14 protein-coding genes are annotated in these 15,527 nt (G+C 34.4%); 9 read left to right on the forward strand and 5 right to left on the reverse strand.

The annotated features are described in order from the left end of the window. The first annotated feature begins 57 nt into the window (after positions 1–57). The 4 genes from ACVCZW_RS14310 to ACVCZW_RS14325 all read left to right on the forward strand — a co-directional run bounded on the left by ACVCZW_RS14310 (position 58) and on the right by ACVCZW_RS14325 (position 6,411). Positions 58–2,799, forward strand: coding sequence for a TonB-dependent receptor (locus ACVCZW_RS14310; RefSeq protein ID WP_452230369.1), 2,742 nt, complete (start codon positions 58–60; stop codon positions 2,797–2,799). 10 nt (positions 2,800–2,809) lie between these two features. After that, the gene (locus ACVCZW_RS14315) at positions 2,810–4,357 is read left to right on the forward strand and encodes a G-D-S-L family lipolytic protein (protein WP_452230370.1); all 1,548 of its coding nucleotides are present in this window, start codon (positions 2,810–2,812) and stop codon (positions 4,355–4,357) included. Between the two features lie 192 nt (positions 4,358–4,549). Then, positions 4,550–6,058 carry a F0F1 ATP synthase subunit beta gene (gene atpD, locus ACVCZW_RS14320; RefSeq protein WP_452230371.1) on the forward strand — a complete coding sequence of 503 codons (1,509 nt, stop codon included), beginning with the start codon at positions 4,550–4,552 and terminating at the stop codon, positions 6,056–6,058. Between the two features lie 74 nt (positions 6,059–6,132). After that, positions 6,133–6,411, forward strand: coding sequence for a F0F1 ATP synthase subunit epsilon (locus ACVCZW_RS14325; protein WP_452230372.1), 279 nt, complete (start codon positions 6,133–6,135; stop codon positions 6,409–6,411). 97 nt (positions 6,412–6,508) lie between these two features. Here the strand turns inward: ACVCZW_RS14325 and ACVCZW_RS14330 are convergent, their stop codons facing one another. The 4 genes from ACVCZW_RS14330 to ACVCZW_RS14345 all read right to left on the reverse strand — a co-directional run bounded on the left by ACVCZW_RS14330 (position 6,509) and on the right by ACVCZW_RS14345 (position 9,633). Then, positions 6,509–6,949, reverse strand: a complete 441-nt coding sequence (locus ACVCZW_RS14330) for a LexA family protein (protein ID WP_452230373.1) — start codon at positions 6,947–6,949, stop codon at positions 6,509–6,511. A gap of 100 nt (positions 6,950–7,049) precedes the next feature. Beyond that, positions 7,050–8,867: a M61 family metallopeptidase gene (locus tag ACVCZW_RS14335; protein WP_452232731.1), complete on the reverse strand. Its 1,818-nt coding sequence runs from the start codon at positions 8,865–8,867 to the stop codon at positions 7,050–7,052. Positions 8,868–8,899: 32 nt separating this feature from the next. Next, on the reverse strand, positions 8,900–9,106 hold the full coding sequence (locus ACVCZW_RS14340) for a helix-turn-helix domain-containing protein (RefSeq protein ID WP_203460250.1): 207 nt from the start codon (positions 9,104–9,106) through the stop codon (positions 8,900–8,902). A gap of 2 nt (positions 9,107–9,108) precedes the next feature. Further along, complete coding sequence (locus ACVCZW_RS14345; protein WP_452232732.1) at positions 9,109–9,633, reverse strand: DUF2975 domain-containing protein; 525 nt, start codon at positions 9,631–9,633, stop codon at positions 9,109–9,111. 178 nt (positions 9,634–9,811) lie between these two features. Here ACVCZW_RS14345 and ACVCZW_RS14350 point away from each other — a divergent pair, with 178 nt between their 5' ends. The 5 genes from ACVCZW_RS14350 to ACVCZW_RS14370 all read left to right on the forward strand — a co-directional run bounded on the left by ACVCZW_RS14350 (position 9,812) and on the right by ACVCZW_RS14370 (position 13,948). Then, positions 9,812–10,225, forward strand: coding sequence for a DUF2007 domain-containing protein (locus ACVCZW_RS14350; protein WP_452232733.1), 414 nt, complete (start codon positions 9,812–9,814; stop codon positions 10,223–10,225). Positions 10,226–10,403: 178 nt separating this feature from the next. Next, complete coding sequence (locus ACVCZW_RS14355) at positions 10,404–11,030, forward strand: hypothetical protein (protein WP_452232734.1); 627 nt, start codon at positions 10,404–10,406, stop codon at positions 11,028–11,030. After that, entirely contained in the window at positions 10,996–12,420 is a 1,425-nt protein-coding gene (locus tag ACVCZW_RS14360) for a flotillin family protein (RefSeq protein ID WP_452230378.1), read from the forward strand. The genes ACVCZW_RS14355 and ACVCZW_RS14360 overlap by 35 nt, the downstream gene beginning before the upstream one ends. A 93-nt stretch (positions 12,421–12,513) precedes the next feature. Beyond that, complete coding sequence (locus ACVCZW_RS14365) at positions 12,514–13,479, forward strand: alpha/beta fold hydrolase (protein WP_452232735.1); 966 nt, start codon at positions 12,514–12,516, stop codon at positions 13,477–13,479. Between the two features lie 28 nt (positions 13,480–13,507). Then, positions 13,508–13,948, forward strand: coding sequence for a hypothetical protein (locus ACVCZW_RS14370; protein ID WP_452230380.1), 441 nt, complete (start codon positions 13,508–13,510; stop codon positions 13,946–13,948). 26 nt (positions 13,949–13,974) lie between these two features. On the opposite strand, the gene ACVCZW_RS14375 is transcribed toward ACVCZW_RS14370, so the two are convergent. After that, a complete protein-coding gene (locus ACVCZW_RS14375) occupies positions 13,975–15,468 on the reverse strand; it encodes an aminotransferase-like domain-containing protein (RefSeq protein WP_452232736.1) in 1,494 nt (497 codons plus the stop codon). Positions 15,469–15,527 lie beyond the last annotated feature (59 nt).

A 15,527-nucleotide genomic window follows, 5' to 3' on the forward strand; every position in this document is an offset into this window, starting at 1 on the left:
TAAAGTTATCATAATATTTAATTATATTGGCTCAAATAATTTAACTAAAACTAAAAAATGAGAACAATTCTTTCAATTCTATTGTTGTTTTTTTGTGGATTAACCTACGCGCAAACAACAATAACAGGAACAGTAGTTGACGATAACAACTTACCAATTCCTAGTGCAAACATTATTGTTGTTGGTGCCTCAGTTGGTACTGTTACCGATTTTGATGGTAATTTCACATTAACAGTAAATCAAAACCCTCCATTTACACTACAAGCGAGTAGTATTGGTTTTGAGCCTAACGCACAAGATGTAACGGCAAACAACCAAACCCTAAACTTTATTTTAGCAGAAGGAACTTCTTTAGATGAAGTTGTAATCTCCGCTTCTAGAACTCCAGAACGTATATTTGAGTCTCCAGTAACCGTAGAGCGTTTCGGTTTAAAAGAAATAAAAAATACAGCTTCCGCAGATTTTTATGGTGGTTTAGAAAACTTAAAAGGAGTAGATGTTAACACAAACAGTTTAACATTCAAATCTGTAAACACTAGAGGTTTTGCTTCTTTTGCAAATACACGTTTCATGCAATTAGTAGATGGAATGGATAATTCAACACCAGCATTAAACTTCCCTATTGGAAACCTAGTAGGTATGGTAGAGACGGATGTACAGAGTGTAGAATTACTACCAGGTGCATCTTCTGCTTTATATGGAGCGAATGCATTTAACGGTATTCTTTTTATGCGTAGTAAGAATCCTTTCGATCACCAAGGTATTAGAGCTTCCTTTAAAAGAGGTATCACTTCTCAAAAAGCTTCAGGAGATAATCCGTACACAGATTTAGGTGTAAGTATGGCATACAAGTTTTCAGATAAATTTGCTGCAAAAATAAACTTTGGTTACCTAAGAGGAACAGATTGGGCTGCAACTAGTGAAGTAGACACCGATAGAACTGGTGGTACTAGAGCTAATAACATAAATTATAATGGTGTTAATGTCTATGGAGATTTAGTCTCTGCTAACATCAACGTATTAGCAGGAGGAGTAGGTGTTGTTCCAGATGTTTTTGTTAGTAGAACTGGTTACAACGAAAGTGATCTAACCGAAAATAAAGCCGAAAGTGTAAAAGCCGATTGGGGTTTATATTATCGCCCAATTACAGATAGTAATTTCGAAATATCTTATGTTGGTAAAGTAGGAACTGGTACAACAATTTACCAAGGATCAAACAGATATAACATTGATGGTTTCTTCCAGCAACAACATAAATTAGAATTAAAAAACGACAATTACTTTTTAAGAGGTTATATCGTAACCGATAATGCTGGTGATTCTTATGATATGACTGTAACCGGTGTTCAAATTAACAGAGCTTGGAAAAGTGATGCGGATTGGTTTGGTGATTACATAAACACATATGTTGCTGCAACTTTAGTTGCTGGTACTACAAGTGAACAAGCACATGCAGCGGCAAGACTTGCTGCAGAAAATGGTAGATTCGAACCAGGTTCTCCAGAATTTAATGCTGCAAAACAAAGAAGTATTAATGATCCTAATTTAGTTACAGGATCTAAATTTCAAGATGAGTCTAAATACTACCATGCAGATGGTAACTATAACTTTAGCCATTTGATAGATTTTGCAGATATTCAAGTTGGTGGGTCTTTTAGAAAATATGCCTTGAATTCTGGTGGAACTATTTATACAGATACCGATGGTGAGATTGGATATTCAGAATTTGGTATCTATACGCAAATTCAAAAAGATTTAGAATTAAACGAAAACATGGATTTAAAAATAACTGGTTCTGCTCGTTATGATAAATCCGAATTCTTTGATGGTTTTGTTTCTCCTAGATTATCTTTAGGTTTAACACTTAATAGAAATCATAATATTAGAGCTTCTGTACAAACAGGTTTTAGAAACCCAACGACACAAGATTTATTTATTGGTTTAAATTCAGGACAATCTGTTTTAATTGGTTCTGCTCCCGATAATTTAGATCGTTATACTGGTGACTATGCAACAAATAATCCTGCTCAGAGTACCATTACACAAACTGGTGCTGCTGCTTATAACAATTCCTATAGCGGATCTTCTGTAGATTTATACAAACGCTCTGGAAATATCAGTGATTTAGTAGTATCCAATCCAGATATAGTAACACCAGAAAAGGTAACATCTGCAGAAATTGGATATAGAGGGAAATTTAACAAATTAGTAGTTGACTTTAGTACATACTATAATAAATACCAAGATTTTATATCTCAAGAAGTTGTTGTAGCTCCTTTATATGGTGTTGTTGGTGATGGTGCACTTTCTGTAGATGCTATCGATTTTAATGATACACGAAAATACAGTGCGTATACGAACTCCAATGTAGATGTAAACTCTTATGGTGCTTCTCTAGGTCTTTCTACTAAAATATTTGGTGATTATGATATAGGAGCAAGTTATACCTTTACTAAACAAGACTTTGATAGAAGTGCAAACCCAGATTTTGAAACAGGTTTTAACACCCCAGAACATAAGTTTAAAGCTTCATTTGGTAATACCGACTTATTTAAAAACTTTGGATTTAATGTAGCGTATAGATTTAGTGATGATTATTTTTGGGAAGCAACATTTGGTGATGGTGTAATACCAGAATTCCATACTGTGGATGCGCAAATAAACTACAAAATCCCTAGCTTAAAATCTTTAATTAAAGTTGGTGGAACTAATTTAGGAGGAAAAGAATATTTCACTGCCTTCGGTTCAGGATTTATTGGATCTATGTATTATGTTTCATGGACAATTAATAACTTATAAAATGACCAAAATGAAAAATATAAAATATATATTACTATCTGCTGTCCTTATTGGGTTTACAGCTTGTAATGACGAAGAGGATTATGAAAAATTCTTAGATAATCCTTTAGAAGAAGAGGTACTTCCTGCACTAACAGCTGGTTCTGCTAATTTTTCTAACTATGTATCTATTGGTAATTCATTAACTGCAGGATTTACAGATAATGCTTTATTTATTAAAGGACAAGAAAATTCTTTTCCTAATATGTTATCGCAAAAATTCGCTCTAGTTGGTGGTGGTGGTTTTAGCCTACCATTAATGGATGACAATATTGGTGGTTTATTATTTGGAGGAACACAAAATGCAGATGGAAGCTTTGGACCTAGACTATATTTTAATGGTGCAGGACCTGCTAGTTTACCAGCAACTTCAACAACAGAAGCTTTTGCTCCTACTTTAGGAAGCAAAAATAATATGGGTGTTCCTGGTGCAAAAAGTTTTCATTTATTATACAATGGATATGGAAATCCTGGGAATCTATTAACAGACCCTGCAACCGCAAACCCGTATTATGTACGTATCGCATCTGCACCAAATGCAACGGTTCTAGGTGATGCTTTAGCGCAAGGTCCTTCTTTTGTTTCTTTATGGATTGGTAATAATGATATATTAGGATATGCTACTTCAGGTGCTGATGCTACATTAGGAACGATTACACCTTCAGCTGGACCTCCAGGTGTAGGTTTTAATGAAACAGTTGGTTTTATTGTTGGTGCTTTACAAGCTTCAGGAACACAAGGTGTAATGGCTAACATTCCTTATGTAACGACTATTCCTCATTTTACAACGGTACCGCATAACCCTATTCCTTTAGATGCAGGAACTGCTGCATTTTTAAACAGTGCAAGCGTTTACGGTGGTTATAACGCAGGTATTCAAGGCGCATTCGCTTATTTAGTAAGTGTAAATGCAATTTCTCAAGCCGATGCAGATGCAGAAATAATAAAAAGAACAATTACGTTCTCAGCTGGCGAAGGAAATGCTGTGGTTATTATGGATGAAAACCTTACAGACTTAACAGCTGTAAATCCTGGGTTAGTAAGCATGAGACAAGCTACTGCTAATGATCTATTAGTATTACCTGCATCTAATTTTATTGGTACAGAAGCTATTCCTGGTAACCCAGCAACGGTAAATGGTGTTGCAATACCATTAGCAGATAAATGGGTTTTAACTCCGGAAGAACAAGATGAAATAAAAACAGCTACAGATCTGTTTAACGCAACATTACAATCTGCTGCATCTACTGCTGGTTTTGCTTTTGTAGACGCTAATTCTTTAATGCAACAATTACATGATGGTGGTTTTGCAGATGGCGATTTTATATTAACATCTAGTCTTGTAACAGGTGGTGCTTTCTCTTTAGATGGTGTTCACCCAACAGCAAGAGGTTATGCCTTACTAGCAAACGAATTCATGAAAGCAATAGATTTCACGTATGAATCTAACTTTGAAGCTTCAGGAAATTTAGTAGACATTGGAACATACCCAACAAACTATCCTCCTACACTTCAATAATATACATTAAATTATACTACTTAAACGCCTTCAATTTGAAGGCGTTTTTTTATGCTTAAAAATCTCAGGATTATGATATATTTTTTAAATTAAAACCACTATATTTGCAGCGCGAAAAAACCGTATACTCCTCTTTTTTGGATAAACTATTTTTCGTATTAATAATATACCAAAACATTAAATATAAAAGTAATGTCAAAAGTTACAGGTAAAGTTGCACAAATAGTAGGTCCAGTTATCGATGTAGAATTCGCCGCTGGTGCTGAACTTCCAAAGATTTATGATTCATTAGAAATCAAAAAAGCAGATGGTTCGCTTTTAGTATTAGAAGTACAATCTCACATTGGTGAAGATACAGTACGTACTATTGCAATGGACTCATCCGATGGTTTAAGTAGAGGAACAGAAGTAGTTGCTACAGGTGCTCCTATTCAAATGCCAGTTGGTGATGACGTTTATGGTCGTCTATTTAATGTAATTGGAGATGCTATTGATGGTCTTGGAGATTTACCTAAAGCAGGAGCTGCTGGGTTACCAATACACAGACAAGCACCTAGATTTGAAGATTTATCAACTTCTACGGAAGTTTTATTTACAGGTATTAAAGTAATCGATTTAATTGAGCCTTATGCAAAAGGTGGTAAAATTGGTTTATTTGGTGGTGCTGGAGTAGGTAAAACTGTATTAATTCAAGAGTTGATTAACAATATAGCAAAAGGACACGGTGGACTTTCTGTATTCGCAGGAGTAGGTGAAAGAACACGTGAAGGAAACGATTTACTTCGTGAAATGTTAGAGTCAGGAATTATCAAGTATGGTGATGACTTTATGCATTCTATGGAAGAAGGTGGTTGGGATCTTCAAAAAGTGGACAAAAATTTAATGAAAGAGTCTAAGGCAACTTTCGTATTCGGACAAATGAACGAACCACCTGGAGCACGTGCACGTGTTGCATTATCTGGTTTAACTATTGCCGAATATTTTAGAGATGGTGCTGGTGAAGGACAAGGGAAAGATGTACTTTTCTTTGTAGATAACATCTTCCGTTTTACACAAGCTGGTTCAGAGGTATCTGCATTATTAGGTCGTATGCCTTCTGCCGTAGGTTACCAACCAACATTAGCAACAGAAATGGGAGCAATGCAAGAACGTATTACTTCAACAAAAAGAGGATCTATTACATCTGTACAAGCGGTTTACGTACCTGCAGATGATTTAACAGATCCAGCTCCAGCAACAACGTTTGCGCATTTAGATGCAACAACCGTATTATCACGTAAAATCGCAGAGTTAGGTATTTATCCTGCAGTAGATCCTTTAGATTCTACTTCAAGAATTCTTACTGCTGATATTTTAGGAGATGAGCATTATGATTGTGCACAACGTGTAAAAGAGTTATTACAACGTTATAAAGAATTACAAGATATTATTGCTATTCTTGGTATGGAAGAATTATCGGAAGAAGATAAAATGGCTGTTGGTAGAGCAAGACGTGTACAACGTTTCTTATCACAACCTTTCCACGTAGCTGAGCAATTTACAGGTCTTAAAGGTGTTTTAGTAGATATTAAAGAAACTATTAAAGGATTTAACATGATTATGGATGGTGAGTTAGATCACTTACCAGAAGCTGCTTTTAACCTTAAAGGAACTATTGAAGAAGCTATCGAGTCTGGAGAGAAAATGCTTGCAGAGGCTTAATTGGTTTATAGTTTATAGTTGTTGGTTACTAGTTTTCCAACAATCATCAACTAACAACAAATAACTAAAAGAATATGTATTTAGAAATTGTATCACCAGAAGCAACTTTATTCAAAGGAGAAGTAACAAGTATTGCGCTTCCTGGAATAAACGGAGAATTTGAATTACTAAAAGATCACGCTCCTATTGTTTCTCTTTTAAAAGAAGGAAACGTGAAAATTTATGGCGATATTTCTTTAGAAGAAGAAGTAAAAGATAAATTTACTAAAGGAAAAGATAAAGGAACTTGGTTAGCAATTAACTCTGGTACTTTAGAGATCAATAACAATAAAGTGATTGTATTAGCAGACTAATTACAAACACATATTATATAAAAAAAAGCTTCAGAAATTCTGAAGCTTTTTTTTTGTTTTATATTCTTTACAATTCTATGGAAGTTATACTAAAAGATTACACCTTTTTAATCACATTCGTAACTATTCCCCAAATAACAAAATCGTTAGCATCGGTAATTCTAATAATTGGATAATTCGGATTTTCTGGTTGTAACCAAAGTCCTTCCTCATCTATTTTTAAACGCTTCACCGTAAATTCGCCATCTAAAAAACAGACTGCAATTTTGTTATGTGTTGGCTCTATGCTTCTATCTATAACCAATAAATCTTTATCGTCTAGTCCTGCTCCAATCATCGATTGTCCGCTAACTTTTGCATAAAAAGTAGTTTCCTTATTTTTTATAAGCTCCCGATCTAGACTTATTCTTTGTTCACTAAAATCTTCGGTTGGGGCCGGAAAACCAGCAGAAATTCCTGTGTCACAAAAAACAGCACCAGAATTTTCAATAACCTCTGGAGTAAAAAATGTTAGGGATTCTGAAGCATGTTGTAGCATAAGGAACTTGTTTTCTTTTCCGTGAAAACGGAAGTCTATAATTTATGTTTTAAATATACGTAATTAAAAGGTTTTTCACACTTCTACTTTTATAATATCCTTATTTAGCACTTAGCCAAGCAGCTCTAGCCTTCTTCTTGTTTTTACTTAAAGATCCTTCTTTAGTTTCTGAAACCGCAATAGCATAGCTAGGATTTGCTACAAAGGTCATTGTTGCTTCCCTTTTATGACCGAAACGTTCGTAAACCACTTTCACTACATCGTTTGGTTTAAAATTTTTCAAAATAGCATCTAGTTCTAAAGTATCGGAAAGTACATATTCCCCAATTTGAATAATGGTATCCGCATTTTCTAACCCTGCATTATAAGCAGATAATCCAATAGTAGTATTATTAGTAATAACTCCTTTTCTCACTCGTGCACCAAATGCAATTTGTGAAGTATCTTGCTCTAATTTCACACCAACCATATCGAACAATTCTTTATAATTTGGCATGCCACTTTTGTAGATATAGTCGTTAAAGAAGTGATCTCCAAATGCATTACCAGCATAGATATTTAAAGTATTTTGTAAATCTTTAATCGTATAAGGTTGTTCTATCTTTCCGAAGGTAGTCCACACCAATTTCATATAATCGTCTAATTGCAACCCTTTTTCTCTAAGCGATAAGTCTAATGCCAAGCCTAACATGCTTCCGTAAGAATAATAGGAAATAAAGGTGTTGCTTCTATTTACAGGATCTACAGAACGTGCAGCATCTACAAAAGGCGCTTGGTAACTCATCTCGATAGGATTAAAAAATTGTCTTCCTGGCGAATTCCATACATAATTAAAGGTTCCTGTCAATCCTTTTATGTATTCTTCTTGCTTAATTAATCCTGCACGACAAAGCGTTAAATCATCATAATAACTGGTAAAACCTTCCGCAAACCAAAGTTCACCACTCATGTTTGCTTCTTCAAAATCGAAAGGTTCTAAAGATTGCGGACGAATGCGTTCTACATTCCAGCAATGAAAAAACTCATGAGAAACCGTACCTATATTATTTTCTAAACCGCCATCTGCTAAAGATCGTGTGTTGGTTACAATCGTAGAATTTCGATGTTCCATACCATCACCAGAAGCGTTAGGAATATAACATGCTAAAAAAGAATATTCCCCATAATCGAATTGTGGTAACTCTCCAAAAACTGCTTTTTGTTGTAGTACCGTTTTCTTTACTTTTTCAAAATACGTATCTAATTCTGCTTCGGTTCCATTATGATGCAATACGAAGTTTACTTTTTGTCCGTCCACGTCAAAAGAACGCACACTATGGTTGCTTATTTCTGTTGGACTATCCATAAAATACTGTAAATCTCTAGCGTAATAGGTATTTCCTTTTACATGCTTTAATTGCGTAGCGACTTTCCAGTTCAGGTCTTCTCTAACCTTAAAAGTAACTTCCAATCCTTGATTAGCCAAGCTAGGTGCATACATAAATGTTGCTGGAATATTAAGGTGTGCGTGCGTTTCATCTATTTGCGCATAGGTTCCACCGCCGCGATTTCCAAATAAAGTATAACTTACTTTAATAGTACCATCATGACCAGAGATATTCCAAGAATATGGATCTGGACGACTAGTTTCTAAAGGATTTCCTTTACTATCAGTAGCTTTTACGTGGTATGCATTTTTCATAAACTCATGCAAAGCATAACGACCAGGCGATGTTCTACTCATTCTAACTTCGGTATCACCAGGTTGTAAATTGGTAAATGTAGCTTGAATATGCGCTTCATGATGCGCTGCATTTTCAAAGGAAATAGAATAACTTGTGGATACGTCTTCATTAGAAGATATATTTTCACGAGGACTTTGTGCTTCCGCGAAAGCGAATGTAAAAACAAGCAATAAGAGTAGTAACACTTTTTTCATAAGGAATCATTTAAAGCTCGAAGATAGCATTTTTAGTCTTCTTTATATTCTAAAATATCACTGGGCTGACAATCTAATGCTTTACAAATGGCTTCGAGTGTAGAAAACCGAACGGCTTTTGCTTTTCCAGATTTTAAGATGGAAAGATTTGCGGTCGTGATACCAATAATTTCAGCCAAGTCTTTACTTTTCATTTCACGCTTGGCAAGCATGATGTCTAGATTTACTATTATTGGCATAATTATATAGTTAGTTCGTTTTCATTCTGTAAAATATTTCCTTTTTTTATAATAGACGCGATAAGCAAAACAAAGGATGAAAAAATAAATATAGGAATTGCTTTTGCGACACCCATTCCAAAAACACGTCCAGAATTGTAAGGCGTAAAATCTATTAAATAAACATTTAGAATAAAACTTAAAATAAACAATCCGAATCCATAAATAATTAGCCCTTTCCCTACTTTAGTCAATTGCATAGCATTTTCACTTGAAAAATAGCTATTTTCAGAAAATGAGATAATTACTTTTCTAAAAATAAAAGCTAAATACGCCAAAAAGAAAATGAAAAGAGAACCAATAATGAGATATATCATAATAGATAGATTACTCCATGTACCTGGGAAGACTTCTCCTTCTATTGTTATTCTAGTACTAGAATCTAATGCATAATGAATTATTGCATATAATTTTGCAAAAGCACGCAGGATTAAAGAAATAATCAAGATGATAATAAATACTTTTAAAAGTTTTAATGTTGTTTTCATTTTTATATTATTATTGTTTAACGATAACAAATATATAAAAATTATCGTAAAACAATAATTTTTTAATAAAAAAATATTAATAATTTAGACCTCACAGGTTTTAAAAACCTGTGAGGTCTTTTGTATCTTTAAGAAATCATTAAGACTAACTAAAAGATCCCCGTTTATATGGGAAATTATGAGTGACATATTTAAAACCATAGCGAAATACCAATATTCTACCGAAGCGCAGATTATAAAAGGGCGTTTGGAATCGGAAGGTATTCCTGTGTTTTTAAGTGATAATTTCACCATTGAAACAGATCCTTTGGTGAGTAATGCTATTGGCGGAATAAAACTAAAAGTATATGTCGAAGATGCACTTCAAGCACAGCATATTCTAGATACTATACAAAAGTATTCTATAGACGATGAAGGCAATGCTATAAAATGTACCAACTGCAACGGGAATCATCTTGTTTTGGTTTCTACAATTACCGATTTCAAATCCTTCTTTTCTTTTCTAATAGGTTTCCTTTCTGGAACGCTTCCGTTTTACACCAAAGACAAATATAAATGTGAAGATTGCAATACCGAATTCGATATTAAATAATTTTCTGTAACAAATCCATTAAATATGCTACATATATATGTGCGTATACTATTGGAAGCTTCCAGTATGCAAAACATAAAAGAAGAGTACATACATTTCTATTCTTCTATCTAAATAAAATTGTAAGACAGGTATAAAGGTCTTATATTTCAAACTTAATCTTTAATCTCTACTCACTATGGAATGGTTTTCTGCTTTAGATTCTTTTGCGCAATTCTTTTGGATTATCGCATTTATTGGATCCTTGGTATTCACCTTTATTATCATAACAACTTTTACTGGTATAGATGGTGGAGACGATTTTGATGATATAGAAGATTTGGATTCTGGTATCGAATTTCAATTTATCACTTTTAAGAATCTAGTTGGATTTTTTACCATTTTTGGATGGATTGGTATTGCAGGCATCAACGCAGGATTTTCAAAACCAGTAACTGTAATTACCGCATTAGGTTGTGGATTATTGATGATGGCAATCATGGCAGCCATGTTTTATTCCATGAAAAAATTAACAGACAGCGGCACTTTAGATTATAAAAATGCCATTAATACCATTGGTGAAGTATATTTAACTATTGGTGCAAACCGAACTAGAATGGGAAAAGTAAGCGTAAGAGTGCAAGGTACTTTGCGCGAACTAGAAGCACTTTCCGATTCTTTCACCGATTTAAAATCAGGAACACTTATACAAGTAGTAGATGTCACAAGCAATGGTATCTTAATAGTCAATGAAACTAAAAACCCCATAGAACCAATTAAACAAGAAACATATGAACAACTACCTTCTAACACAGGAAGCCTTTAATTTAGGTTTTCCTATTGCTGTAATATTTGCAGTATTATTTATTTTTATCTTTTTTATAATTTTAGTAAAACGCTATAAACGTTGTCCTTCTGACAGAATTTTAGTGGTTTACGGTAAAGTTGGTGGCGGACAATCGGCGAAATGTATTCATGGTGGTGCCGCTTTTATTTACCCAGTAATTCAAGATTACCAATTTCTAGATTTAACACCAATTTCTATTGAGGTGAATCTTGTGAACGCATTATCAAAACAAAACATTCGTGTAAATGTACCATCTCGTTTTACGATTGGTGTTTCTACAGAACCTGGAATTATGCAAAATGCTGCGGAAAGACTTTTAGGTTTAAATCAAGATAGTATTCAAGAACTAGCGCAAGAAATTATTTTTGGTCAGTTACGTTTAGTGGTAGCTTCTATGGATATTGAAGAAATCAATAACGATAGAGACAAATTTTTAACCAACATTTCTCAAAGTGTTGAGTCGGAACTTAAAAAAGTAGGTCTTAAACTAATCAACGTAAATATTACAGATATTGTTGATGAGTCTGGATATATTGAAGCTTTAGGAAAAGAAGCTGCTGCACATGCTATTAATGCCGCTAGAAAATCGGTAGCAGAAAAAACCAGAGATGGATCTATTGGTGAGGCAAATGCAGTACAAGATGAAAGAACACAAGTAGCTGCCGCAAATGCGCAAGCTGTGGAAGGAGAAAATACAGCAAAAATTGCGGTTGCTAATTCCGATTCTTTACGTCGTCAACGAGAAGCAGAAGCAGAACGTGTAGCAATTGCTTCCGAAAAAGTACAAACAGCAAAAGCATTACAAGAATCGTATGCTGCTGAAAAAGAAGCGGAAACAGCGAGAGCAGAAAGAGAACGTTCTTCGCAAGAAGCAGATATTATTGTACCTGCGGAAATTGACAAAAGAAAAGTAGAAATTGATGCAGAAGCGGAAGCAGAACAAATTAGAAGAAGAGCAAAAGGGGAAGCAGATGCCATTCTTTTTAAAGCACAAGCAGAAGCACAAGGTCAGTTTGAAATACTAACCAAACAAGCTGCTGGTATGGAGCAAATAGTAAAAGCTGCAGGTAACAATTCTAAAGATGCGGTTCTTTTATTAATCGCAGATAAATTACCAGAATTAGTAAAAATGCAATCCGAAGCAATCAAAAATATTAAGATTGATAAAATTACCGTTTGGGAAAATGGAGGTGGAAAAGATGGAAAATCTTCTACCGCAAACTTCCTTTCCGGAATGTATAAATCGGTGCCACCATTACAAGAAATGTTTAATATGGCAGGAATGGAATTACCAGAATATTTGAAAGGTAAAGATCCAAAGTCAGACGGAACTTCAGCAGAAATCATCGAAGACACAACGAAAAAATAAAAACCACTAGTTTTAAAAGTCCGCTTTTCCAGCGGATTTTTTTTGTCCTAATATTTTCAACTAATGCTTATATTTACATAAATCTAATTCTTCATGAAGACCATATTAAAGCTATTTAGTATTACATTATTACTAGTAACTGCAAATATTTCCGCACAACAAGATCCAGAAATATTCGAGAAATTTGAATCTAAATTCTATACGATTGATGGTTACAAAATCAATGTAGAAGTTTTAGGTGCTGGAGATCCTATTTTCTTTCTTCCTGGCGGACCAGGAAATTCGCATGATTATATGCAAGGAAATTTTGGGCAATACTACAAAAGCAATACTGTGGTGTTTTTCGATTGGCTAGGTCGTGGTAAAAGTGACGATGCAAAAGATGCTTCTGAGTATTCTGTAGAAGCAGATGTAGAACTCATCGAGAAGCTTCGTATCCTTTTAAAATATGAAAAAATATCGTTAGTCGGACATTCTTACGGCACTGTTCCTGCGCAAGCATACGCCATAAAATATAAAGACAATGTAGATAAAATGGTATTGATAAATGGTTTTCATTCTGGTGCGATGTGGCAAGCCAATTGTGATAGTTACAACCATTATGCAAAAACACATTTTCCAGAAAAATGGAAAAAAGTAGATTCGCTTCGTGCTTTAGGTTACGTATCTAGCCAAGAACCTTTACAAACGGTGTATGGCGATTTTCCAACCAAATACATTTACTACCACAATACAACATTGAAACAAAATGCACCAAAGTATAAATATAGAGGTTGGGGCCACGATGTATATGTTACTATTATTGGCCGAGATGGTGATTTTGATGTTTCCGGAAGTATGATTAACCAAGATTATAGACAACAATTAAAAGATGTAAAAGCAAAAACATTAATAGTTGCTGGTCGTTATGATGGCGTTTCTACTCCAGAATTTGCAGTGCAATACAAAACCTTTATGCCACAAGCACAATTTGAAATGTTTGAACAAAGCGGCCATAATCCATATTTAGAAGAACCTGAGAAATTTTTCACTCTCTTTGATACCTTTATGAATGAATAAAATAGTTTACAAAAGAAAAGTGCCCATAATGAAGTTTATTTTTGGATTGGCTTTTTTTGCAATGGGATTATCCTGGTTGCTATCTGGTAATCTTTTCGGCATGATTATTTGCGGAATAGCTGCTTTCTTTTTTCACTCTGATGGTTCTGAAATAGATTTAAAAACAAAAAAATATAGAAATATTATTTCTTTTTTTGGACTTCATTTTGGAAAGTGGAAAGATTTACCTGAAATAGAATATGTTTCCGTTTTCGCTACTTCAGAAACTACAACAGTAAGAGCTTTAAGTGCTGAAGCAAATGTGTCTAATGCCGTTATTCAATTAAATTTATTCCACAATGGAAATCAAAAAATAACAGCTTACACCACAACAAGTAAAGTAGAAGCGTTTAAAATAGCAAAACAAATAGCCCAAATTTTAAGTATTGATATATTAGATGCTACCAAACCAGCATCTGAATGGCTATAAATAGATTATAAAGACACTTACTTAATCTACTGCACCACTTGATCAAAAGATTGCTTTAGAATTTGGATAACAATTTCTATTTCTTCGGCGTTTAAATGTCCGAAACCCAAACGTATCGCACAAATATTTTTGTTTTGATACAGTATCGTTTTAGGTAAAACCAAATCGTTTGCTTTTGCTTTTTCAGCAAGTTTAACAAGGGATATTCCGGGAGTAAAACACAACCAAACCGCCAAACCTCCCGCAGGAACTTGCCAAGTAGCATGCGCTTTAAAATGGGTTTCTAAACAGGCACATAAATAATCTCGTCTTTGTTTATATACCGTAATATTTTTTTTAATTAATCGATGTATTTCGCCTTCATCAATAAGTTCGGTAAGTATTTGCTTCTGAATCAAGTCACCTTGCTTATCGAGTATTTGCAAATAGTTTTTGGCTTCTTTAATAATATTTTCTGGAGCGACTACAAATCCGATTTGAAAACTAGGAAAAAAGGACTGTCCTAATCGTCCTAAATAAATAACAACGCCTTCACTATCTGCACTTGCCATAGGTAACATGGCAGAACCATCAAACTGAAAATCATAATCAAAATCATCTTCTATAATCGCAAATTTATACGCTTTTGCTAATTGCAATAATTTTAATCGTCGTTCGGCAGTAAGCGTTACTGCTGTTGGATATTGCCGATGCGCACAAACATACACACAACGAATACTACCTTTGGTAAAGTGTTGTTCTATAAAATCCACATCCATTCCATGTGCATCCACAGGAATCGTTTTTATATTGGCTCCTGCTTGTTGAAAAATCATATTCGATTTGTAATGACTCAAATCCCCCACAAGAACCACATCCTTTTTTTGAATGAGCAGCTGGGATACAATATATAAACTCATTTCGGTACTTCGCGTACTCACAATATTATTTGGTTGGATATAAAAACCGCGCGTAGCATTTAAATAATTGCACAACTGTTTACTAAAAGTAGTGTAAGATTGCTCTTGCCTTTGATTCCATTTTGAAATTAACGAGCCGCGTTTCATAGAAGCACTATACCATCGCGAAAATTGGTGTGTAGGATGTAATCTTAAATCTGGTTGCCCATCGTTAATCACGTATTTACGTATGGAAAAATCTTCGGTAGAAGCTAAATTAAAAGACGATTGAAATGGAAATCCAGCGGTTTCCGGGTAGGTTTCTAATTTTTCTAATCCTTGTAACACGCCTTTTATCGCTGCTGTTTTTTTTTCTTGCTTTAAAACAAACGTGCCTTTATTTGCCAAAATAGCTACCCAACCTTGCGATGCCAATTCCTCATACACCGCAACTGCCGTATTTCTGTTAATAGAAAGTAGCGCACTAAACTTCCGGGTTCCTGGCAATGCCGTACCTTCGAGTAAATAGCCACGTTGTATAGCATTAATGATTTGTTGCGCTATTTGAATATAAATCGAAGTGTTTGGCGACTTTTCAAAATGTATTAAGGATTTTAATATGTCATCAACCGGACTACTCATTGTTTTAAAACTGGACTACTTTAATGATCCGGAAAGTTACGATTTTTGCAGTCTTAAAA

This window comes from Lacinutrix sp. MEBiC02595 (genome assembly GCF_053601555.1).

Excerpts from the sequence above, each read along its gene's own strand:
- ACVCZW_RS14310 (WP_452230369.1), top strand. The coding sequence starts at position 58 with ATGAGAACAATTCTTTCAATTCTATTGTTGTTTTTTTGTGGATTAACC.
- ACVCZW_RS14315 (WP_452230370.1), top strand. The coding sequence starts at position 2,810 with ATGAAAAATATAAAATATATATTACTATCTGCTGTCCTTATTGGGTTT.
- atpD (WP_452230371.1), top strand. The coding sequence starts at position 4,550 with ATGTCAAAAGTTACAGGTAAAGTTGCACAAATAGTAGGTCCAGTTATC.
- ACVCZW_RS14325 (WP_452230372.1), top strand. The coding sequence starts at position 6,133 with ATGTATTTAGAAATTGTATCACCAGAAGCAACTTTATTCAAAGGAGAA.
- ACVCZW_RS14330 (WP_452230373.1), bottom strand. The coding sequence starts at position 6,949 with ATGCTACAACATGCTTCAGAATCCCTAACATTTTTTACTCCAGAGGTT.
- ACVCZW_RS14335 (WP_452232731.1), bottom strand. The coding sequence starts at position 8,867 with ATGAAAAAAGTGTTACTACTCTTATTGCTTGTTTTTACATTCGCTTTC.
- ACVCZW_RS14340 (WP_203460250.1), bottom strand. The coding sequence starts at position 9,106 with ATGCCAATAATAGTAAATCTAGACATCATGCTTGCCAAGCGTGAAATG.
- ACVCZW_RS14345 (WP_452232732.1), bottom strand. The coding sequence starts at position 9,633 with ATGAAAACAACATTAAAACTTTTAAAAGTATTTATTATCATCTTGATT.
- ACVCZW_RS14350 (WP_452232733.1), top strand. The coding sequence starts at position 9,812 with ATGAGTGACATATTTAAAACCATAGCGAAATACCAATATTCTACCGAA.
- ACVCZW_RS14355 (WP_452232734.1), top strand. The coding sequence starts at position 10,404 with ATGGAATGGTTTTCTGCTTTAGATTCTTTTGCGCAATTCTTTTGGATT.
- ACVCZW_RS14360 (WP_452230378.1), top strand. The coding sequence starts at position 10,996 with ATGAACAACTACCTTCTAACACAGGAAGCCTTTAATTTAGGTTTTCCT.
- ACVCZW_RS14365 (WP_452232735.1), top strand. The coding sequence starts at position 12,514 with ATGAAGACCATATTAAAGCTATTTAGTATTACATTATTACTAGTAACT.
- ACVCZW_RS14370 (WP_452230380.1), top strand. The coding sequence starts at position 13,508 with ATGAAGTTTATTTTTGGATTGGCTTTTTTTGCAATGGGATTATCCTGG.
- ACVCZW_RS14375 (WP_452232736.1), bottom strand. The coding sequence starts at position 15,468 with ATGAGTAGTCCGGTTGATGACATATTAAAATCCTTAATACATTTTGAA.